Source organism: Rhizobium sp. KNZ14-9A, from assembly GCF_056755015.1.
In genome coordinates this window covers 1,498,812-1,520,472 of sequence record NZ_JBPGXB010000004.1, presented here as the reverse complement: position 1 = coordinate 1,520,472, position 21,661 = coordinate 1,498,812, and the positions used below count along the sequence as shown (strand labels likewise).

Genomic DNA, 21,661 nt, shown 5'->3' with positions numbered 1-21,661 from the left:
TAAGTAATGTTCTCAGGGCGGGGTGCAATTCCCCACCGGCGGTATCGAGGCAACTCGGAGCCCGCGAGCGCCTTCGTGGAAGCGAAGGGTCAGCAGATCCGGTGAGATGCCGGAGCCGACGGTCATAGTCCGGATGGAAGAGAGCAACGCAGAGGACACCGCTCGGCACGCGGTGTTTCATATGCTTGTTCGCCCAAGGGAAAATGGTGGCTTTTGACAGGCCATGTACGCCGCACACTGCGGCTAACCCTTGAAAGGCAGAGAAGATGGCAATTTCCAGAATCGAAGATGCGATCGTCGCGATTGCGCGTGGCGAGATCGTGGTCGTCGTCGACGATCGTGATCGTGAAAACGAGGGCGACCTCGTCATCGCATCCGAGGCAATCACCCCGCAGGCGATCGCCTTCATGATGAATTATGCTCGCGGCCTCATCTGTGTGGCAATGGAAGGCGAGCGGCTGGACGAGCTGCAGATCCCGCAGATGGTCCCCAACAATACCGAACTTTTGAAGACGGCTTTCACCGTGTCGGTTGACTATATTCCTGAAACGACGACCGGAATTTCGGCGGCTGACCGCGCCGCGACGGTTCGCGCACTCATTGCCGAGACGTCCCGCCCCGAGGATTTTGCGCGGCCCGGCCATATCTTCCCGTTGCGTGCGCATCCGAACGGCGTGCTTTCTCGTCCAGGTCATACCGAGGCGGCTGTCGACCTCGCAAGGCTTGCCGGCCTGTCGCCGTCAGGTGTCATTTGCGAGGTGGCCAATGATGATGGCACGATGGCACGCCTGCCCGAGCTTGAGCAGTTTGCCGAACGGCACGGCCTCCATCTGATCACAATCGAGGATCTCATTGCTTATCGGGGCGTGAGAGCGCCTGTTAAGGCCGCCTAGTAAGCGTGTCTTGGCCTGGCGTAAAAGAGCCACGGCGAGCCAAGATCGCGTGGGTGCCGTTTGTGTAGTCTGCAACGAGGCACTCGCGCTCTGGCACGGATAAGCCGCGTGAGCTATTAGCTCGACGAAGGCCCGATCACGCGGGCCTTCGATGTTTCACCATGCCTTCAGACGACGAGTGCTAGCGCCGGTCCCTGATCGTCCGTCTTGCGTTCCTGGCCGGCCGTGCCTTCCAGGCTCTCGGAAGCCAGCAGATTGAACTCCCGACGTTCTTTCTCCGATACGATCGCGAGGTCGATGACCTTCTGCAGGTTGGCGGCATGGCGGAAGGTGGGATCGTCCTGCTTTCCGGTTCTGACCGCTTCGGCAAAGCGCTGGTAGTTGGTCAGCACTGCCGGCACCTCGATGTCACGCCAGGTGGCGCTTTCAATATCGTCACCGAAGCAGCCCCGAAGATCTGAGCCGTCAGGACGATGGATGACTTCGAGGCTGCCTTTTTCGCCATAGATGCGCAGCTTCAGTTCGTTGAGATGACCGGTCGCCCAGCGTGTCGCATGGATGACGCCGAGGGCGCCATTGGCGAAATCGACAGACATGGTGAAGCTGTCATTGGCGTCGAGCATATATTCACCGATCTGTCCGCCCGGCGCCTTGTTGAAGGTCTTGAGGCGCGCAAAGACATGGTCGATATCGGTCGCGGCGCCATAAGCGGCGAAATCGAGAATATGAATGCCGACATCGCCGAGCACGCCGTTCGATCCATGGCCGGTGGACAAGCGCCACAGCCAGCGCGATTCCGTACGCCAATCGCCCCAGGCGCGAGACACCAGCCAGCTCTGCAGATAGGAGGCCTCCACATGGCGGATGGTGCCAAGTTCGCCTGATAGCACCATCTCGCGGGCGCGCTGCAGCGGTGCGACGTTGCGATAGGTGAGGTTGACCATGTTGACGACGCCGGCGGTCTCAGCCGCTTCCGTCATCTCCAGCGCATGGGCGTAGTTTTCTGCCAGCGGCTTTTCACAGAAGACGTGCTTGCCGGCGGCGATCAGCGCCAAGCTCGTCGCATGATGTATCCGGTCAGGCGTGACGTTGGTGGCGGCATCGAATTCGCCCCAGGCGATCGCTTCCTCGAGCGTGCTGAAGCGCTTTGCGATGTTGAAATGATCAGCGAACTCATCAAGCCGGGTCCGATCGGTGTCGACGGCGCCGACCACCTCGACACCATCGATGGCGAGGAAGTTGGCAACCTGGTTTTTGGCCATCATGCCCGTGCCAAGAACAAGTAGACGCATTGCTCTTCTCCTCAGCGGTAACCGGCTTCGCCGGCTTGATGCAGTCTCGGACCACGCTCGACGATCGGCTCCAGTGCCTTCTCTACCGGCACATTTGGGGCATCGGTGATGCTCTTCAGGTCGCTCTGCGGGTTATAGGCCCACTTCACGCCGTTGATCAGCACCTTCTGCACGTTCGCATCGTGATAGGTCGGATAGGTTTCGTGGCCGGGGCGGAAATAGAAGATATTGCCGGCGCCGCGGCGCCAGGTGAGGCCAGACCGGAAGACTTCTCCGCCCTGGAACCAGGAGATGAACACCGTTTCCAACGGCTCCGGCACCGAGAACTGCTCGCCATACATTTCCTCGTTCTCAAGCTCGAAATGCTCGCCGAGACCAGCAGCGATCGGATGGCGCTGATTGATCGTCCACAGACGCTCGCGCTCGCCCGCCTCGCGCCATTTCAGTGCACAGGGCGTGCCCATCAGGCGCTTGAAGATCTTGGAGAAATGGCCGGAATGCAGAACGAGCAGGCCCATGCCTTCCCAGACCCGCTTGGCGACGCGCTCGACGACGACGTCAGAGACTGCGCCATGGTCCTTGTGGCCCCACCAGGTCAGAACGTCGGTCTCGGCAAGCCGGGCTTCGCTGAGGCCATGTTCCGGCTCCTGCAGCGTTGCCGTGGTCGCGGAAATCGCCGGATCGGTGTTCAGCGCCTTGGCGATCGTGGTGTGCATGCCATCAGGATAGATCTCCCGGACAATGGCGTTGGTATTTTCGTGGATGTTCTCACCCCAGACGATGGTGCGAATAGACAAGTTTCTGCTCCTTCACAGCAAGTAGCGGACCGGAACCGATGGGAAGCGGTCGGATCCTGTTTGTTTGATTGGTGGTCAGGCTGCGCCCTTGAAAGGGACCTTTTCGAGTGCGCGTCCGGATTGGTCGAAACGGTGAATGCGATCCTTGACCGGCGACACGCCCAGTTGCTGGCCGGGCTGGTGGCTCGATACGCCGGTCTCTCGCACGGTCAGCGGCTCGGCGGAGCCGATGTCGAGATAGACGAAACTGTCCGAGCCGAGGATTTCTGAGTGGATGACAGTGCCCGTCCAGGCAGGATCCTGATCTCTAAACTCGATATGTTCGGCTCGCACCCCAATCGTATGGGCATTATAGGGAGCCGCGAACGGTCCGGAGAGGAAGTTCATTTTCGGCGAGCCGATGAAGCCGGCGACGAAGATTGAGTTCGGGGTCTCGTAGAGCTCGATCGGAGTTCCGATCTGTTCGACGACGCCATCACGAAGAACGCATATGCGATCGGCAAGCGTCATGGCCTCGACCTGATCGTGGGTGACATAGATCATCGTGGTGTCATGCATGCCGCGGTGAAGCTTGGCGATCTCCAGTCTTGTGGCAACGCGCAAAGCGGCGTCAAGGTTCGACAATGGTTCGTCGAACAGGAAGACCTTCGGGTCACGAACGATGGCGCGGCCAATGGCTACGCGCTGGCGTTGGCCGCCTGAAAGCTGGCGCGGCAGGCGCTCCAGATAGGGTGAGAGCTGCAGCATGCCGGCTGCCTGTTCGACGCGCGCCTTGCATTCTTCTCTGGTTCGGCCGGAGAGCTTCATGCCGAAGGCCATGTTTTCGTAGACCGTCATATGCGGATAGAGCGCATAGGACTGGAAGACCATCGCGATGCCGCGCTTCGACGGGGAAAGACGATTGACCGGCTGACCATCGAAGGAAAGCGTGCCTGACGTTATGTCCTCCAGTCCTGAGATCAATCTAAGCAAGGTGGACTTGCCGCAACCGGACGGGCCGACGAAGACCATGAACTCCCCCTTCCGGATGTCCATGCTAACGCCCTTGATGACTTCGAATGCCCCGAAGCTCTTGCGGATATTGTCTAATCTAATTTGTGCCATGTCGCGCTTTCCTCAGCCTTTGACGCCGCCGGCCGTCAGCCCGGAAATGATCCGGCGTTGAAAAATAAGAACAAGGATGACGACGGGCACGGTAACGATGACCGATGCCGCCATGATATTGCCCCAGGGGATTTCGAACTGACTGCCGCCCGAAAGGAGAGCGATCGCTACCGGCACCGTCCGTTGCGCATCCGACGAGGTGAAAGTCAGGGCGAACAGAAATTCATTCCAGGCCGTGATGAAGGCAAGCAGACCGGTGGTGACCAGGGCCGGCCACATCAGCGGCATGAACACCTGCGTGATGATGACCCAGGGGGAGGCGCCATCGACGATGGCCGCTTCCTCGATCTCGATCGGCAGATCCCGCATGAAAGTCGTCAGCACCCACACCGTGAAAGGCAGAGTGAAGATCATATAGGAGAAGATCAGCGCGAAGGGCGTGTTGAAGATGCCGATCCAGCGGATGAGTTCGAATAGCCCTGCGAGCACAGCGATCTGCGGGAACATCGAGACGGACAGAATGGTCAGCATCAAGAGGGCCCGACCCCGGAAATGCACGCGGGCAAGCGCGTAGGATGCGGTCACGGCGAGCAGCAAAGAGGCGGCGACCACGAGGCAGGCAATGAGCAGCGAATTGCCGAGGCTGCGGATGAAGCTGCCGGTCGTCAACACGCCGGTATAGTTTTCCAGCGAGATCGAGGTCGGCCAGTAGGTGACCTCGAAGAGCGCGGTGCCGACTTTGAAGCTTGTTAGGATCGCGTAGTAGAACGGGAAGACCGCGATGATGACGATGACCGCGACCAGCAGATAAAACAGCGTATTCTTCGTGGCTGTGAGCAGCATCAGCGTTCGCCTCCACCGAGATTGACGCGGCCGAGCCAGATGTAGAGCACGGTAACGGAGGCGATGATAAGAAAGAGAACAGTGGAGGCGGTTGCGCCATAGGCGAACTTGTCGAAATCGAAGAGGTTTTCGCGCGCCATCACCGACATTGTCTTGGTCTGGGCGTTGTTCGGTGTCAGCACGTAGATCAGGTCGAAGATGCGCATGGCGTCGAGCATGCGGAAGATCACGGCGACCATGATTGCCGGGCGGATCAGCGGCAGGGTCAGACGCCAGAACACTTTGATGGGGTTGATGCCGTCGATCTTTGCGGCCTCGTAAATATCGGCCGGAACCATTTGCAGGGCGGCGAGGATCAGCAGCGCCATGAAGGGCGTTGTCTTCCAGACGTCGACGATCAGAACGGCGATCATCGCTGTCTGGGGATCAGCGGTCCACGCGATCTTCTGGCTGATGAGCCCGAGGCTGAGAAACATGTCGTTGAGGATGCCGAACTGATCGTTGAGCATCCAGGCCCACATTTTCGCGGAGACGATGGTCGGGATCGCCCAGGGAATGAGGATAGCGGCGCGCACGACGCCGCGGCCAACGAATTGCGCGTTCAACACAAGGGCGACGATGAGGCCGAGCGCGGTTTCGATCGTCACCGACAACAGCGTAAATTTTGCCGTGTTCCAGACCGCGCCCCACCAGGCGGGATCGGCCAGCAGTCCCCTATAGATCGTGCGGCCGCTCTTCAGGGTAACCCAGGAGAGGTAATTGTCGAAGCCGACGAACTGAGCATCGCCGAGGTTCGTCAGCGACGCGTTGGTGAAGCTGAAGTATATGGTGCGGAACAGCGGCCAGCCGGCAACGATGGCCAGGATCAGCAGGGTCGGAGCCAGGAAGATCCAGGCGGATCGGACACGTTCCGAGCGCAGATCCGAAGAGATTGCCTTCGTGCGCGCGCCCGTGCTCAGATTTTGGGAGACTGCAACTTCACTCATGGAATATCCGCTTCATGAGACAATCGACGACGGCGTATCGGAAGCGGCAGCGACGAGATATCCGACGCTGCCGCCTCGATCTGTTACCAGCCGCTGCCTTGCAGCGTCGTCAGATCGGCTTCGAGAAGCTCTAGATTTTCTTCGGCTGTCCCACTGCCGGAGAGCGTATTGTGCACGGCGGTCCAGAACTTGGCGGAAACCTCGTTATACTTGACCTTGGCAACAGCCGACGGACGCGGCACAGCGTTTTCGAAGATCGGCTTCCAATTCGGCATGAACGGCTGCGCAGCAGCAATGTCCTTGTCGTCATAAAGCGCCGACAAGGTCGGCAGGTTGGAAAGCTCGATGGCACGCTGCTTCTGGCTTTCCTTCGACGTCAGGAACTTGACGAGTTCGATCGCCGCATCCGGGTTCTTCGAATATTTCGAGACGGCGAGATTCCAGCCGCCGAGCGTCGAGGAGGGCTTGTCGCCTTCTGCGGCAACGGGAAGTGTCGTCACGTCGAACTTGCCCTTGACCGGGCTGTCGGCGCCGTTGCCCAGCGCATAGGCATAGGGCCAGTTACGCATGAAGACGGCGTTGCCGGTCTGCCAGACACCGCGGGATTCTTCCTCCTGATAGGCGAGCACACCGCTCGGTGAAATCGTCCCGATCCAGCCCTTGGCGCGATTGAGTGCTGCCGCGGCCTTCTCGTTGTTAATCGAAATCGTGCCGTCGGTCTCGATGATCTGGCCGCCGCCCGAGGACTTGACCCATTCCAGTGCATCGCAGGTCAGGCCTTCATAGGCATTGCCCTGGAAGACGTAACCCCAGAGATCCTTCTGGCCGGCGGCGCGTTCCTTTTCCTGGATTTCCTTGGCGGTTGCCTCCATCTCGTCCCAGGTCTTCGGCGGCTGCTTGCCGTATTTCTCAAGCAGATCCTTGCGGTAGAAGAGGGCCGGCGCATCCGTATAAAGCGGCATTGCGACCAGACGGCCGTTCACGGTCTGGGAGGCAACGATCGCCGGGAAAAAGTCGCCGACGACGTCCTTGGTGGCATCCTTGAGATCGACGAACTGGTCTGCCAGCTGCGGGGCCCAGATAACATCCGTCTGGTAGACATCGACATCCGTGTTGCCGGCTGCGAGCCAGAGCCGATATTGCGAAAACTGTTCAGTGGATGAGGGCGGCATGGTGACGATCTTGACCGTATTGCCGGTCGCCTTCTCGAAGGCATCGAGCTGCTTGCGGAACAGATCGAGGTTCTTGCCGGTAGAGCTCGCTGAAATGCTGATCTCGGCGGCAAAGGACGGAACTGACACGCCAATAAGCGCAGCCGCGAGGGCGGCCGCAGTGAAACGAAACTTCATTTTCTCCTCCCAAAGACCAAATTGAAATCGATTTGGTTGTGAAAAACTGTCAGAAGGTCGATACCGTGTCAAGGGAGGTTCTTGATTGCGACCTATACTTGTTCATAAATGCGGAATATCGTTTAAAATCAACTGAAAACCCAAATGCCGTGATTTCCTAATTCGCGCTAGTGTTCATCTGGCGGCAGATGAAATTGAAATCGATTTGAGAAAATATAATCGACGGCATAGAATGTGGAATTTGCGAGGCCGATGGTATAGATGCCCGGCAGCGCAGGCGATGAAAGTTATTTCGGTCAATGAAACTCAAAGAGTTCGCAAAACAACTTGGATTGTCTCCAACGACCGTCAGCCGTGCGCTCAGTGGCTATCCCGAGGTAAGCGAGGTGACGCGCGCCCGCGTCGTCCAAGAGGCGGTGCGGCTGGGCTACCGGCCGAACGTCAATGCGGTCAGACTGAAGACCGGGCGGGTTGGTGCCATTGGCGTCGTCATGGGGCGTGCCGGCGAGTTTCATTTCGCGGAATTCATGGCCGGTATGGCGGAGCGTCTTATCACGGAAGACACCGATATCCTGGTCATTCCGATGGCCAATCCCGAATATGATGCCGAGATGCAACTCTACAGACGGCTGGCGGAAAGTCAGCGGGTGGATGCGATCATCGTGCATTCGCCTCGACCCAATGACCAGCGTATCGCGCTGCTGCATGAGCTGGGAATGCCGTTCCTCGTTCATGGCCGTTCAGACATCGACGTGCCGCACCCCTGGCTCGATATCGACAATGAAGGGGCTGTACGCCGCGCGACCTCGCATTTGATCGATCTCGGTCATACCAGGATTGCGATGATCAATGGCCGCGAGGGCGCAACTTACGCGCTGCATCGCGACATCGGTTACCGCAGCGCCTTGCAGAGCCACGGGATCGAGGTCGATCCGCAACTGATCGCCAACGGCAATTTCACCGACGAGCTCGGTTTCCGCTTTGCGCGGTCATTTCTCGAGCAGCCGAAGCGGCCGACCGCGTTTGTCGCGGGGTCGATGATGACGGCGCTCGGCATTTACCGCGCCGCACGTTCGCTGGGGCTCCAGATCGGCAGCGATGTCTCGGTCATTGCCCACGATGACGTCTTTCCGTATCTGACAGCCGACAACATGGTCCCCTCGCTGTCGGCAACCCGGTCGTCGATGCGTGCGGCTGGTACGCGATGCGCCGATCTCGTCCTGCAGCTTTTGGCCGGGCGTTCGCCGACGGAGATTCACGAATTGTGGCCGGTTGAACTCATCCTGCGCGAGTCCACCGGACCGGTGCGGACGTCCCCGACCTGAGCGATTGGGCGTTTGTAAAGCCTTCCTGACATCATCGCGCTGTCTTGTGCGATCGCCAGGAACCCGCGCGTCGCCATCGGATACAAGGTCGAGTCGGGACCGGCCGCGATAGTGTCAACGATTCACGAAGCTTTGGCCTCGAAAGTTGGGGCGAAATCACCCAGCGATTTCGCCTTCAGGATCGTGCCTTCGATATCCTGCCCCACGATTGCTTCGAGATCGGCAAAGCTGTCGATGACGTAGTAGATCGGCTGGAGGATATCGATCCGGTAGGGCGTCCTGAGCACGCTCAGCAGATCGAACGGCCGAAATTCGCATGCCTTGCCTTCCATCGCCGCCTTCGCTTCGCTTGGCGATGAGACGATCCCTGCGCCGAAGCAGCGGCGGCCCTGCGGCGTATTGATCAGGCCGAACTCGACGGTGAACCAGAAGATGCGGAACAGATGCCAAGAATAGCCTTTGCCAAGACGAACAGCTATTTCGCCGAAATGCCGTACGAAATTAGCATAGCTCTGGTTGGTGAGCATCGGGCAATGGCCGAAAACCTCGTGGAACAGGTCCGGTTCCTCAATATAGTCGATATGCTCGCGACGGCGCAGGAAGGTTGCGAGCGGGAATTTGCCTTGTGACAGAAGTTCATAAAAGCGAGAGGGCGGAATGAGCGCCGGCACGCCTTCCACGCCGAAGCCGGTGGTCTCGTTCAGGCGTCTGTTCACATCGAGAAGCTGAGGCACCTTGTCGGGCTTCAGCCCTAGCATTTTCACGCCATCCAGATATTCGCGGCAGGCCGTACCGGCGAGCAGCTTCATCTGACGCCGGTAGAGTTCGCCCCAAATCGCATCTTCCTCAGGGGTATAGGCATATAAACCGTGCGGGCCAGGCAGTTTGGCGGTGTAGCTGCTTTCCTTGGTCATATTCTGATCCTCCCGGGATAGCGTTTCTGCCATTATCCCCCGGATTTGGAGGATTTTCTTTTCTTTCGTGCTGCCAATTGCCATAGTGATGGCAAATATTCCCAAATGTGGTACAGAAAATGAAAGAACCTGGGAATTTTCGCCGCAAGCTTCTGCAACTTATCCAAGCCGACGGCAGTCTTTCTCTGGCAGACCTGGCGGAAAAGGTCGGCATGTCGCAAAGTTCGGCCTGGCGGAAGATCCAGGAACTGGAAGCCGACGGTGTCATCCGTAAGCGTGTGACACTACTCGATCCCGGAAAACTCGATCTCAAGCTCTGCGTGATCGCGCATGTGACGCTGGAGGATCACCACGAAGAGGCGGTCGCCTCTTTCGCTTCGGTGGTTCTGGAGCGGCCGGAGATCATGGAGTGCTATGCCTTGTCAGGCGCTTTCGACTACATGCTGAAGATAAGGGCGAGGGACGTGGAAAGCTACGAAGCCTTCATGACCCGCTACCTCATGCGCAATCCGCATGTGCGCACAGTCGTATCGAGCTTTGTGCTGCGGGAGCTGAAATTCTCGACCGAACTGCCGCTCTGACGCTTGGTGCCAGATCACCGCGTGCTGTCGCCATGCCGATGACCCGGCATGTGTATCGGAAAGCCTTCGAATGTCTTCAGCGTGTCGAGCACGATCGAGGTTTTTACGTGCTGCACCGACTCGTGGGGTAACAGGACGTCGTTGACGAATTTGGAGAGGTCCGCGAGCCCGCGGGTCGCGACCTTCAAGTGATAGTCCATTTCACCTGTCAGCGCATAGGCTTCGAGAACTTCCGGCAGTCCATTGATCAACTGCGAAAATCTGCGGGCATTGTCTCTGTTATGGGTGGCAAGCGTCACGGAAATGACCACCAGCATATCCAGGCCTAGCTTCTGTTGATCCAGATAGGCCCGGTAGCTGCGAATATATCCCTCAGTTTCCAGTCTCGTCCGCCGGCGCGAGCATTGCGAGGGTGAAAGCGCGATCCGCTCCCCCAGCTCATTGTTCGTCAAACGGCCGTCTTTTTGAAGCTCCTGGAGCAGGCGCAAATCCAATTTGTCGAGCTGTTCATCCATTGCGCGGAATCTCCAAAACCCTCACGAACCGTGCATAATCTCTTCCTCTGGCATGAAGAATGCAAGAACTTTGCATGCGTTTTGGGCCACACTTTGCATATCGAAGTCCAGTTCCCAGGAGGAAAAAATGGGCCCTTTTCCGCATGATGCGCCGCCCTCGGAAATTACCGCCGACAACCCGGCCGGCACCGACGGATTCGAATTCGTTGAATTCGCCCATCCTGAGCCCGAGAAGCTGCGCGAACTCTTCACGCGCATGGGCTACATCCCAGTCGCCAAACACAAGACGAAAGACATCACCGTCTGGCGGCAGGGCGACATCAACTACGTCCTGAACGCCGAACCCGGCAGCCATGCCGCTCGTTTCGTTGCAGAGCATGGTCCCTGCGCTCCCTCGATGGCATGGCGCGTCGTCGACGCCAAACACGCCTTTGATCACGCGGTGTCGAAAGGCGCCGTTCCCTATGAAGCGGATGACAAGGCGCTCGACGTCCCGGCGATCGTCGGCATTGGCGGCTCGCTGCTCTATTTCGTCGAGACCTATGGTGCAAAGGGATCGGCCTACGATGCCGAGTTTGATTGGCTCGGCGAGCCTAACCCGCATCCGCAGGGGATCGGTTTCTATTATCTCGACCATCTGACGCACAACGTCTTCCGTGGCAACATGGACAAGTGGTGGGACTTTTACCGCAACCTGTTCAATTTCAAGCAGATCCACTTCTTCGATATCGATGGGCGCATCACTGGCCTGGTGAGCCGCGCCATCACGTCGCCCTGCGGCAAGATCCGCATCCCGCTGAATGAATTGAAGGACGACACGAGCCAGATCGAGGAATATCTGAAGAAATACAGGGGTGAGGGCATTCAGCACATCGCCGTTGGAACGGAAGATATCTACGAGGCCACGGACAGGCTTGCCGGCAACGGCCTGCGCTTCATGCCGGGACCGCCGGAAACCTATTACGACATGTCCTACGAACGCGTGAACGGCCATAGCGAACCTGTCGAGCGCATGAAGAAGCACGGCATCCTCATCGATGGCGAAGGCGTGGTGAATGGCGGCATGACGAAAATCCTGCTCCAGATCTTCTCCAAGACCGTGATTGGCCCGATCTTCTTCGAATTCATCCAACGCAAGGGCGACGAGGGCTTCGGCGAAGGCAATTTCCGCGCTCTCTTCGAGTCGATCGAGGCCGATCAGATCAAGCGTGGTGTCATCGGTACTGCGGCGGAGTAAACTCTCGGGGCCACCTCGCGTCTGAAAAGACGCGCGACGCCGAGAGTTTCCGGGGAGGAGTTGAGCAATGGACCAGACATCAATCCAGGCTTCCGAGGGTGAAGCCTCGACGACAAACAAGCTGAAATATATGCCGGGGTTCGGTAACGACTTCGAAACAGAGTCGCTTCCCGGCGCCCTGCCGCAGGGCCAGAACAGCCCCCAGAAATGCAACTACGGTCTTTATGCCGAGCAGCTTTCCGGCTCGCCGTTTACCGCGCCGCGCGGGACGAATGAAAGGTCCTGGCTTTATCGCATTCGCCCGAGCGTGCGTCACACAAGCCGCTTCTCGAACGCGTCCTATCCGCTCTGGAAAACCGCGCCTTGCCTGGACGAGCATTCGCTTCCCCTGGGGCAGCTTCGCTGGGATCCCGTTCCCACGCCCACCGAGAAGCTGACGTTTCTTCAGGGGGTGCGGACAATGACGACGGCAGGCGATGTCACGACCCAGGTGGGCATGTCAGCACATGCTTACGTCTTCAATGAGGACATGGTGGATGATTACTTCTTCAACGCCGATGGTGAACTGCTGATCGTGCCGCAGCTCGGCGCCGTCAGAGTGTTCACCGAAATGGGCATCATGGACGTGGAGCCCCTGGAAATATGCCTCATCCCGCGCGGCATGATGTTCAAGGTTCTCCGTAATGGCGAGCAGGCGGTCTGGCGCGGATACATATGCGAGAATTACGGCGCGAAATTCACGCTGCCGGACCGTGGTCCCATCGGCGCCAACTGCCTGGCGAACCCGCGCGACTTCAAGACGCCCGTCGCCGCTTTCGAGGACAAGGAAAAGCCTTGTCGCGTCCATGTGAAGTGGTGCGGAAAATTCTATGTTACCGATATCGGCCACTCACCGCTCGATGTGGTAGCGTGGCACGGCAACTACGCCCCGTTTAAATACGATTTACGGACATTTGCTCCTGTTGGCGCGATCCGCTTCGATCATCCCGATCCGTCGATTTTTTCGGTGCTGACCGCGCCCACCGAAGATGCAGGTACGGCGAATGTCGATTTCGTGATCTTTCCGCCGCGCTGGCTGGTGGCAGAGCACACGTTCCGTCCGCCTTGGTACCACCGCAACATCATGAGCGAGTTCATGGGCCTGATCCATGGCCAGTATGACGCCAAGGAGGAGGGCTTCGTCCCCGGCGGCATGAGCCTGCACAACATGATGCTCGCCCACGGGCCGGACGCCCTCGCCTTCGAAAAAGCATCCAATGCCGAGCTCAAGCCGGTGAAGCTGGATCACACCATGGCCTTCATGTTCGAGACCCGGTACCCTCAGCAATTGACGAAATACGCAGCCGAGCTTGAAACGCTGCAGGATGATTATCTGGAATGCTGGGACGGCCTGGAACGCAAGTTCGACGGAACCCCCGGTATCAAGTGATGGCCTCAAGTGAGGATCGGTCAGGCATCCTCTGGCACAGGAATGGGATATGAAGCTTGCGACGTTGAAAGACTCCACGAGAGATGGCCGGCTCGTTGTCGTCTCCCGTGACCTTACCCGCTATTCCGAAGTCGGTCACATTGCCCGCACGTTGCAGGCGGCTCTCGATGGCTGGGAGCACGTGGCTCCAAGACTTCGCGCAGATTGCCGAAGGTATCGAGACAGGTGCCCAGCCGACGATCCGGTTTCACGAACACAACGCCGCATCGCCCCTGCCGCGGGCCTACCAATGGGCTGACGGTTCGGCCTATCTCAACCATGTTGAATTGGTACGCAAGGCGCGGGGCGCCGAGATGCCGGCGAGTTTCTGGACCGATCCGCTGATGTATCAAGGTGGTTCGGATGGTTTCCTCGCGCCGCGAGATCCGATCGTGGTGGCTGACGAGACTTATGGGATCGACATGGAGGGTGAGGTTGCCGTCATCGCCGGTGACGTTGCTATGGGTTCCGGTCCTGAAGCAGCGCGCGATGCCATCCGTCTGGTGATGCTCGTCAATGATGTGTCGCTGCGCGGTCTCATACCGGACGAGTTGGCAAAGGGATTTGGCTTCTTCCAGTCCAAGCCGGCATCGGCATTTTCTCCGATCGCGGTGACGCCGGACGAACTCGGAGCGTCGTGGGACGGCGGCAAGGTGTGTCTGCCGCTGCTTGTGAGCTTGAACGGCAAGGCATTCGGCAAGGCGAATGCGGGCATCGATATGAGGTTTGATTTTGGCCAGCTCATCGCCCATGCCGCCAAAACCCGCAATCTGGTGGCCGGAACGATCATCGGCTCGGGAACGGTTTCCAATAAGCTGGATGGCGGAGCGGGCAAGCCCATCGAAGACGGAGGAGACGGCTACTCATGCATCGCCGAGATACGGATGATTGAGACGATCGAGACCGGATCGCCGAAGACTCCGTTCATGAAGTTCGGGGATCAGGTCCGCATCGAGATGAAGGATCGTGCCGGCCATTCGATCTTCGGGGCGATCGAGCAGACGGTCGAAAGATACAGGGGAGCCGGGCTGCAATGAACGAGGTCGTTCTCTACGATTACTGGAGGTCATCGGCGAGCTATCGCGTCCGCATTGCGCTCAATCTCTTGGCGATCGACTACAAAACAGTGTCCATCAACCTGTTGGAGGGAGCGCATAAGAAGCCGGAATATCTGGCGCTCAACCCGCAGGGGTTCGTGCCGACATTGGTGATCGACGGGAACACTCTGACCCAGTCGCTGGCAATCATCGAGTATCTGGCCGAGGTTCGGCCGGAATGCGGATTGCTGCCAGCGGATATTGCCGATCGCCAGAAAGTGCGCGCCTTCGCATACGCGGTCGCCATGGACATCCATCCGATATGCAACACGCATGTCGTGGCGCACCTCATGACCGTAGCGGACAAGACCGACGCCCGCGAGGAATGGATGAAGCATTTCATCACGGACGGACTTCGTAAACTGGAAGCGATGATCGACCCAGCCGACAAAGGGTTCAGCTTTGGGGATACACCGACGATGGCGGACCTCTGTCTTGTTCCGCAGGTCTACAATGCCCGCCGCTGGGGAGTGGACATGACCGATTTCAAGCGCATTGTTGATATCGATGGCAAATGCGCCAAACTGCCAGCCTTCCAGGCTGCCCATCCTGACCGCGCGAAGTCTTAACACAAAACCAGCTTCGGCGTAATGATCCGCGATCTTGCTGGTTGTTTGATTGAGCCACTGCGATACCTGCGTGAGCTGAGGCTGATCATCCCTCGAAGAGAACAAACGCTGCCCATAGCGACGGATCGCTGGCCTTGTCGATTTTGCCGCTTATGGCCTCGATGCGGGTCCTTCGGAGTGCTGCGGCATAATCGAGCTTGTCTTCCGTCAATATCTGATAGTAGCGCGCCATGAAATTGGCGGTGCCTTCGTCATCGACCGACCACAGAGTGAGCAGTGAGCGCCTGGCCCCTGCAATGGCAAGCGCCGTCGGCAGACCGCGAACATTGCCTATGCGGCTTGGATCGCCAAGTGCAGTCTGGCAGGCCGATAACACGACGAGATCGGTTGAGGAGAGATCCCAGTTCATCAGTTCTCGTGCATAAAGAATGCCGTCATTGTCATTGGCATCCGGCTCTTGCGCTGCGACTTTGCCGGCAACGATGAGGCCGCTGCGCCATAGGGCGTCAGTGGTTTCCTCATCGGTATCAGCGTCAAAGAAACCATGGGTCGCAAGATGGATGATGGAAGCGTCGGCTGAAGCCTTGCGGATCGGTACTTCCATACCGGTGGTTCCACTCAACGAAACTACGTCGAGGCCGGCAGCTTTCAGATTATTTCCCACGTCATGGATCTCACGGCGCGTAAAGGGCAGGGGGCGCTGGTGCCAGTATTTCAAATCGCCCACGACGAGCGCCTTTTCGCCCGGTGCCGGCCGGTCGCGCTTGGGTGTGAAGAAGATCGCATCCTCACGCGTCAGCATGTGTACCTCGAATGCCTCGTCAAGATGTCTACCGTCATCCGTCTTCATCATGGCGAATGGGATGCTGTAGAGTGCTCCGTCGGGAACGATATAGAGCTGCGTCCTGTCTTCGAGCACGCCCTTCAGTGGGCCGAAAAGCGACTGGTAGAGCTTACCGAAGCGCCTGTCCGGATTCTCTTCCGCTGCTGCCTGTCGGACGATCGTGCCGAGGGCGCCGAGATCGAAGATGGCGGGTGCCTCACCCTTGCGACGCACGATCGCCTGAAGCCTTGAATCCGCGCTGTTGGCATCACCGTTACGTGCGCGCCGTGAACTGACGAAGAAGTCGACCATCGCTGCGTTTGTACCGAGAACGTCTTCCACGGATTGCGTGGCGATGTTTTGGCCGAGTGATTTCGGCAATCGGTCGCGGGTCGCTTTAAGTTCGGTCAGGATCTGCCGGACTTCGGTGTCTACATCGCCCGAAGAAAGCAGCTCCTGCTGTTGACCCAAAAGCCGCACAACGGTTTCGGCGAGCTTATGCATATCGGGATTGGTGGTTGTCTCTGCTGCCATGCGCAGGCGGGTGCGCTCGCCGCTCTCCATGGTTTTCCAGCGCGCCACTGAATCGGCATAGAGCGTTGCGGCTTCCGGACTGGATAGCGCGAATTCGCCGAATGTGCGCAGCATATCATCGGCGAGGCGACGCGTTGTCTCCGCCACATAGCGGTTGCCTGATGATCCGACCTCGCGCAGCATCCAGTCGAACATCCTCTCGTCGAGCTGCTGGAAACTCTGGAGCGTCTCGGCATCCTTGCGGCGCATGTGGGTTGTCGCGACCTCCAGCAATGCATCGAAGGTCAGGGGATGGAGCTCGCCAAAGGCTCCTTTTGATATCTCATAGGCTTCCTGGCGGAGGGCAAGGGCACGCTTGGTGTCGTCCCGCATCTCGAACTGCTCGGCCGCAAGCTGCGCTGTTTTGATCCGCATCAGGTCGGGTGCGCTGCGCCAGTCCTTTATCGCTGCCATATCCTCCAGCGACTTGTTGTCCATCCGCGCGTAGCGAAGGAAATAGGCCTGCGTGTATTCCTTCCACCTTTCGCCCTGTGCGGCGTGCTCCGAGTGCGGATCGGCGATTTCCAAACCGATCTTGCGCTGCTCTTCGAAGGCCTTTAGCGCTCCATCCCTGTCGCCGAGGGCGAGCAGATCAAGACCGAGATTGGAGGCGCTGACCAGCGCCTGGATGCTGGCGTGTCCGTAATGGGTGATACGCAGTTTGAGGAGGGCTTCATCAATACCACGGGCGACCTCAGGATGGTCGACCATGCGCAATGCCTCGGCATAATTGTTGGCGGTCCGCCAGGTCAGCGGCACGTCATTTCCGAGTGACGAAAGGGCTGTCTGATAGATTTCCTCCTGGATGTTGAGGCCGGATGCGACGGCGCCATTATTGACGAGGAACGAAGCCAGATTGTCGCCGCCTGAGATCGCTTCCTCGGATGTTTCGCCGTATTGCCGTTGCAGCATCTCGCGGGCTGTTTGGGCCGTCCGGAGTGTCGCATCGATGTCGCCGCCGGACCTCTGCAGAAATCGTGAATATTCGAACCACAGCGTGGCGAGTTCGCGGCTTTCGATTTTCGCTGCATTCGTGCCGAGGCCTTCCGTATAAAAGGCTTCGGCTGCCGCCATTTGCCCGCTATCTGCAAAGGACTGTGCAGCCGTCGTGTATTCCGAAAGCGTGAGGCCGTAATTTTTGCCGGCGGCGGCATGGCGCAGGGCTGACTGCAAACGGATGAAACCTTCCTGCGTGTCCCCGGTTTCCAGAAAGCTATAGGCGCCGATGATGCGGGCCATGATCTCGGACTTGCTGTCCTCTCCCGACATGGCGACGGTTTTTTCGATATAGGCCTTGACCGATTTCTGCTGGCCCTCACGATCGCCAACCATGCCCTGCGCGTGCAGGAGCAGGTTGTAGAACAGGGCGATTCCATCACCGTCCAGCTCTTTCGACAGCTCGTCACGAGCCGTGAGCGCGTCTCGTGCCAAGCGCTGCCAGGCATTCACCTCTGCATCGAGCTTCAAGGCCTGGAGGCCGAAACGCCCCGCCAAAACGCGCTCGCCCTCCTTGCGGAAGTCCTGACTTGCCGACCATGCAAGCGTACGGCCGGCATTCGGATCGCGATCGGATAGCTGGTTGACCTGCTGTCCAATTTCTGCTGCGCGCACTTCGGCGGACCGATGTTGGCCGGTGGCGGCTGGAAAGGCGATGAGGAGAAGCGAAAGCAGCGCGGCGCCGATAGTCGGCAGGGGATGTCTTTTCGTTACCATTATCCGGATCAACATAAATTATGAGAAACGCTAAAGAGCTAGAGCGGGGCGACCATTCGTCGAGAGGCAGGAGGATCGCGATATGCCGGGCAAAGGTTGGCATGGGCAAAGGAGCTGGCGGGGAGCAATCCAGACGGATCTGCTCGGTCCCATAAGGTATCAGTGCTGCAATTTTGTGAATCAAGGATTGAGAGGCGGCTGCATTGGGATAGCGGGTTGAGAGCGCAAACGGCGTATCGGGTATGCCCGACGATCCGAGGTCATCGAATGGCTCGCGACCTTTCTCCTGGCGGTCGTCGAGCCGACCGCTGACTGAGCATCCCTAAAGTCGGGCTCGGATATCGTACCTGATCCCGTGGCATGAGCAGAAGAGGGGCGGACGATATCAACCGTGTGGTGATATACTCACCCCAGGAGGAAGTCTCGCGCTGGCAGTCGAGGGTTTGCGCGATGACACAGGGCTTGGCCGCGGCATCCCGCCTCGGCCCAGGAAGGGAAGGAGACAACGCATGAACAATGTAGCGATCCACCCAATCGTGGATTCAGGATACCGGGCGACCGATGCGTCATTTGTCGGCGGCACGCTAGTATGCAATTGCGCAGGCAATCCGGTGAAAGTCCGCGTCAAGGGCGATATTGCCCACAACCATGCTTGCGGCTGCACGAAATGCTGGAAGCCGCAGGGTGCGGTCTTTTCCGTAGTTGCCGTCGCGCCAACGGCGAACGTCGAGGTTCTGGAGAACGGAAACAAGCTCGCGGTCGTCGACGCGTCCGCGCTGATACAGCGCCATGCCTGCAAGGATTGCGGGGTTCACATGTACGGGCCTGTCGAGCGCGATCATGCCTTTCAGGGGCTCTCCTTCGTCCATCCCGAACGGTTCCAGGAAAGAGGCTGGGCAGCACCCGGCTTTGCCGCCTTCGTGTCGTCCATTATCGAAAGCGGATACGACCCCGGGAAAATGGGCGCCGTACGCTCGCGTCTCAAGGAAGTTGGGCTTGAGCCTTACGATTGCCTGTCGCCCGGGTTGATGGACTTGATCGCCACCTGGACGGCGAAAAAGGCAGGGGTTCTCGCGGCCTGACACGTCGCGGAAATTCGCTTTCGGTACCGTCGCGATTCTCGCGGCGGTGCTCCAGGATAAAGGCACTCGACGCGCCTTCACCCAGATGCGGGTCAGTCCTTGTTCGTCATGGCTGCCCGCAACGCGTCGTTGATACGCTCCTGCCAACCTGAGCCGTCGGCCTGGAAGTAGGCGAGAACCTCGCTGTCGAGCTTCAAGGTCACAAGTTCCTTCACATTCGGCAGAGTGGGCCGCTCGACGGCCGATGTCGCCGGCTTCTTGACAGGTTTGAACAGGGCCTCGGCCGCTTCATGCGGGTTAGCGGGGCGTCTCGGGGTGCGCATGCGCGTTTCTTCCTGATTTTTCGAGCCTGACCATTCGAGCTCGAGACCGGGTTTGTCGACAGGATCTGTCGTATCGTCAAGTGGAAACACCGGAGGCGATCTTCAAGAGTGGGAAAACTGCCGTCCACCCCAGGGAGAGCCGCCTTCAATCCCGCATGTCCTATGTCCCTAAGCAGCGCATCCCTTCAGGAAGATATCCGCACACATTCTCGCCCTCGCGGCGATCTCTTCGATGTTGGGCGCCGGCAGCTGGCGCAGCATGGCGGCGCGTTGGGGTTCCATGATCATCATGCCGCGCAGCATGCCGCAGGCGGCGTGCGGGTCTTCGAGCTTGATCAGCCCGTGTTCCACCTGGCGGCGCAGCCAGTTTTCCATCGACGTGTTCGTGCGCACGATCGCCTTCTCGTAAAACGAGGTGGCGAGTTCGGGAAAGCGGTCGGATTCGCCGATGACGAGGCGGGTAATCGTGATCGTGTCCTGCGAAAGCGTCAGCATGCCATAGGCCATCAGCATGCGCTCCAGTCCCTGGCGAAGCTCGGCCGTCGCCAGTGTGCCGGGGTCGAGCGCCAAGAGGAAGCGTCCGGTGCGATCCGAGACCATCTCGGAAAACAGATCTGCCTTCGTCGGAAACAGGCGATAGAGCGTCTTGGTTGAAACGCCGGCTTCCTGCGCGATCGCAGCGATGCTGACCGCGGCATAGCCATTCTCGTGGAACTGCCTGTTGGCGGCTTCGATGAGCACACCGCGCGTATCCTCGTCACACCGTACCTGCGGCCTGCCGCGCGGCTTTTTCTCGATATTGTGATTTTCGACCATCGCGATTTTCCAAATTCTTGTTGACTTCTCTTTTTTAACTTATATTTTGGAAAACATCAAGTTTCCTAAATGAGGCTTGAGCCGAATTTCGAGGCCGCGGCCAAGACGACAGCGACCTTCCACAAGGAGAGAGACGATGTCCGTCAAGAAGCTGCATGCCCTGAACAACAACGCCGCTCCGGCCGATATGCCGGCCGCCGAAACCACCGCTGAAGCCACACCTGCAACGCTTGACGCCGGCAAGACGCCGCGTGTCACCGAGCCTGCCGCCGCGCCCGCTACAGAGGCACCGGTCCGCAAGCGCGGCGGCCGCTCGCTGCTGATCGGCGTTGCCGCCATCGCCATTATCGCCGCCGGCGCCTATTACGGCCATAATTACTGGACGGTCGGCCGCTTCGAGGTCTCGACCGACGATGCCTATGTCAAGGCCGACAGCACCACGGTCTCCCCGAAGGTTTCAGGCTATCTTATGGAGGTCCTTGTTGCCGACAATCAGGCGGTGAAGGCCGGCCAGCCGCTCGCCCGCATTGACGACCGAGATTTCCGCACTGCGCTCGATCAGGCGAAAGCCGATGTCGCCGCTGCCGAAGCCACCGTCAACGCCAAGCAGGCTTCGCTCGATATCCAGCAGTCGACCATCGCCGCCGCTCGCGCCACGCTCGACGTTGACCGGGCCAACGAGACCTTCGCGGAACAGAACAACAAGCGCTATACGAACCTGGCCACCAACGGTTATGCACCAGTTCAGACCGCCCAGCAGGCGGCTTCGGCAATCGCCGCCGCCCAGGCTACGATCGTGCGCGACAGCGCTGCCCTCGACGCCTCAACGAAGCAGGTCGAGCTACTGAATGCCGAGCTTGCCCAGGCCAGGGCGACACTTGCCCATGACCAGGCTGTCATGCATCAGGCTGAGCTCAACCTCTCCTATGCGACGATCGTTGCGCCCGTCGACGGTACGGTCGGTAACCGTACGCTGCGCGTCGGCCAATATGTTCAGGCCGGCACCCAACTGATGGCAGTGGTGCCGACGACAGCTGCCTATATCGTTGCCAATTACAAGGAGACACAGCTGACCGATGTCCATGCCGGCCAGCCTGTTGCTATCGAGGTCGACATGTTCCCGGGCCGCACCTATCGCGGCCATGTCGACAGCCTGGCGCCGGCAAGCGGCCAGGAATTTGCGCTGCTGCCGCCCGACAACGCCACCGGCAACTTCACCAAGGTTGTTCAGCGCATCCCGGTGAAGATCGTGCTTGACGGAGATGCCGCCGAAAAGGGCGATCTGCGACCCGGCATGTCCGTCCAGCCGAGCATCGACACTAAGGTCGATGCTACCAGCAACTAAGCGAAGGGGCAGGAGA

The 21,661-nt window shown here is 59.0% G+C and carries 19 protein-coding genes, 1 pseudogene and 1 riboswitch; of the genes and pseudogenes, 9 read left to right on the top strand and 11 right to left on the bottom strand.

The annotated features are described in order from the left end of the window. Window positions 1–4 precede the first annotated feature (4 nt). Window positions 5–149: riboswitch (FMN riboswitch) on the top strand. 117 nt (window positions 150–266) lie between these two features. Continuing rightward, on the top strand, window positions 267–893 hold the full coding sequence (gene ribB / locus ACR9ZQ_RS37360; RefSeq protein ID WP_481430348.1) for a 3,4-dihydroxy-2-butanone-4-phosphate synthase: 627 nt from the start codon (window positions 267–269) through the stop codon (window positions 891–893). Window positions 894–1,060: 167 nt separating this feature from the next. Here the strand turns inward: ribB and ACR9ZQ_RS37355 are convergent, their stop codons facing one another. The 6 genes from ACR9ZQ_RS37355 to ACR9ZQ_RS37330 form a co-directional block, all read right to left on the bottom strand. Next, on the bottom strand, window positions 1,061–2,185 hold the full coding sequence (locus ACR9ZQ_RS37355; RefSeq protein ID WP_477921336.1) for a Gfo/Idh/MocA family protein: 1,125 nt from the start codon (window positions 2,183–2,185) through the stop codon (window positions 1,061–1,063). 11 nt (window positions 2,186–2,196) lie between these two features. Then, complete coding sequence (locus ACR9ZQ_RS37350) at window positions 2,197–2,982, bottom strand: ThuA domain-containing protein (protein ID WP_481430347.1); 786 nt, start codon at window positions 2,980–2,982, stop codon at window positions 2,197–2,199. Window positions 2,983–3,057: 75 nt separating this feature from the next. Continuing rightward, complete coding sequence (locus tag ACR9ZQ_RS37345) at window positions 3,058–4,086, bottom strand: ABC transporter ATP-binding protein (RefSeq protein WP_481430346.1); 1,029 nt, start codon at window positions 4,084–4,086, stop codon at window positions 3,058–3,060. Window positions 4,087–4,098: 12 nt separating this feature from the next. Next, complete coding sequence (locus ACR9ZQ_RS37340; RefSeq protein WP_113322513.1) at window positions 4,099–4,929, bottom strand: carbohydrate ABC transporter permease; 831 nt, start codon at window positions 4,927–4,929, stop codon at window positions 4,099–4,101. Further along, window positions 4,929–5,915 carry a carbohydrate ABC transporter permease gene (locus ACR9ZQ_RS37335; RefSeq protein ID WP_113322514.1) on the bottom strand — a complete coding sequence of 329 codons (987 nt, stop codon included), beginning with the start codon at window positions 5,913–5,915 and terminating at the stop codon, window positions 4,929–4,931. The genes ACR9ZQ_RS37340 and ACR9ZQ_RS37335 overlap by 1 nt, the downstream gene beginning before the upstream one ends. A gap of 83 nt (window positions 5,916–5,998) precedes the next feature. Beyond that, the gene (locus tag ACR9ZQ_RS37330; protein WP_439017524.1) at window positions 5,999–7,264 is read right to left on the bottom strand and encodes an ABC transporter substrate-binding protein; all 1,266 of its coding nucleotides are present in this window, start codon (window positions 7,262–7,264) and stop codon (window positions 5,999–6,001) included. A 299-nt stretch (window positions 7,265–7,563) separates the two neighbouring features. On the opposite strand from ACR9ZQ_RS37330, the gene ACR9ZQ_RS37325 reads away from it, so the two are divergent. Continuing rightward, window positions 7,564–8,589, top strand: a complete 1,026-nt coding sequence (locus tag ACR9ZQ_RS37325; protein ID WP_439017525.1) for a substrate-binding domain-containing protein — start codon at window positions 7,564–7,566, stop codon at window positions 8,587–8,589. A 122-nt stretch (window positions 8,590–8,711) separates the two neighbouring features. On the opposite strand, the gene ACR9ZQ_RS37320 is transcribed toward ACR9ZQ_RS37325, so the two are convergent. After that, a complete protein-coding gene (locus tag ACR9ZQ_RS37320) occupies window positions 8,712–9,503 on the bottom strand; it encodes a phenylalanine 4-monooxygenase (protein WP_481430345.1) in 792 nt (263 codons plus the stop codon). A gap of 119 nt (window positions 9,504–9,622) precedes the next feature. Here ACR9ZQ_RS37320 and ACR9ZQ_RS37315 point away from each other — a divergent pair, with 119 nt between their 5' ends. Continuing rightward, window positions 9,623–10,084 (top strand): Lrp/AsnC family transcriptional regulator, encoded by a 462-nt coding sequence (locus tag ACR9ZQ_RS37315; RefSeq protein ID WP_113322518.1) that lies wholly within the window; start codon window positions 9,623–9,625, stop codon window positions 10,082–10,084. A 14-nt stretch (window positions 10,085–10,098) separates the two neighbouring features. On the opposite strand, the gene ACR9ZQ_RS37310 is transcribed toward ACR9ZQ_RS37315, so the two are convergent. Next, the gene (locus tag ACR9ZQ_RS37310) at window positions 10,099–10,599 is read right to left on the bottom strand and encodes an Lrp/AsnC family transcriptional regulator (RefSeq protein ID WP_310382370.1); all 501 of its coding nucleotides are present in this window, start codon (window positions 10,597–10,599) and stop codon (window positions 10,099–10,101) included. Between the two features lie 127 nt (window positions 10,600–10,726). On the opposite strand from ACR9ZQ_RS37310, the gene hppD reads away from it, so the two are divergent. From hppD to maiA, 4 genes and pseudogenes are all read left to right on the top strand, one after another. Beyond that, window positions 10,727–11,836, top strand: coding sequence for a 4-hydroxyphenylpyruvate dioxygenase (gene hppD / locus ACR9ZQ_RS37305; RefSeq protein WP_481430344.1), 1,110 nt, complete (start codon window positions 10,727–10,729; stop codon window positions 11,834–11,836). A gap of 67 nt (window positions 11,837–11,903) precedes the next feature. After that, window positions 11,904–13,265 (top strand): homogentisate 1,2-dioxygenase, encoded by a 1,362-nt coding sequence (gene hmgA / locus ACR9ZQ_RS37300; protein ID WP_481430343.1) that lies wholly within the window; start codon window positions 11,904–11,906, stop codon window positions 13,263–13,265. A gap of 49 nt (window positions 13,266–13,314) precedes the next feature. Beyond that, window positions 13,315–14,341: pseudogene (locus tag ACR9ZQ_RS37295) on the top strand (fumarylacetoacetate hydrolase family protein). Further along, a complete protein-coding gene (gene maiA, locus ACR9ZQ_RS37290) occupies window positions 14,338–14,970 on the top strand; it encodes a maleylacetoacetate isomerase (RefSeq protein WP_481430342.1) in 633 nt (210 codons plus the stop codon). The pseudogene ACR9ZQ_RS37295 and the gene maiA overlap by 4 nt, the downstream one beginning before the upstream one ends. Before the next feature lie 85 nt (window positions 14,971–15,055). On the opposite strand, the gene ACR9ZQ_RS37285 is transcribed toward maiA, so the two are convergent. Then, window positions 15,056–18,079, bottom strand: coding sequence for a CHAT domain-containing protein (locus ACR9ZQ_RS37285; RefSeq protein ID WP_481430341.1), 3,024 nt, complete (start codon window positions 18,077–18,079; stop codon window positions 15,056–15,058). A gap of 509 nt (window positions 18,080–18,588) precedes the next feature. Here ACR9ZQ_RS37285 and gfa point away from each other — a divergent pair. Beyond that, the gene (gfa, locus tag ACR9ZQ_RS37280; protein ID WP_481430340.1) at window positions 18,589–19,161 is read left to right on the top strand and encodes an S-(hydroxymethyl)glutathione synthase; all 573 of its coding nucleotides are present in this window, start codon (window positions 18,589–18,591) and stop codon (window positions 19,159–19,161) included. A gap of 92 nt (window positions 19,162–19,253) precedes the next feature. Here gfa and ACR9ZQ_RS37275 read toward each other — a convergent pair whose 3' ends face one another. Beyond that, the gene (locus ACR9ZQ_RS37275) at window positions 19,254–19,484 is read right to left on the bottom strand and encodes a BrnA antitoxin family protein (protein WP_310382377.1); all 231 of its coding nucleotides are present in this window, start codon (window positions 19,482–19,484) and stop codon (window positions 19,254–19,256) included. 168 nt (window positions 19,485–19,652) lie between these two features. After that, a complete protein-coding gene (locus ACR9ZQ_RS37270) occupies window positions 19,653–20,300 on the bottom strand; it encodes a TetR/AcrR family transcriptional regulator (protein WP_113322525.1) in 648 nt (215 codons plus the stop codon). 136 nt (window positions 20,301–20,436) lie between these two features. Here ACR9ZQ_RS37270 and ACR9ZQ_RS37265 point away from each other — a divergent pair, with 136 nt between their 5' ends. After that, on the top strand, window positions 20,437–21,645 hold the full coding sequence (locus tag ACR9ZQ_RS37265) for an HlyD family secretion protein (protein ID WP_310382379.1): 1,209 nt from the start codon (window positions 20,437–20,439) through the stop codon (window positions 21,643–21,645). Window positions 21,646–21,661 lie beyond the last annotated feature (16 nt).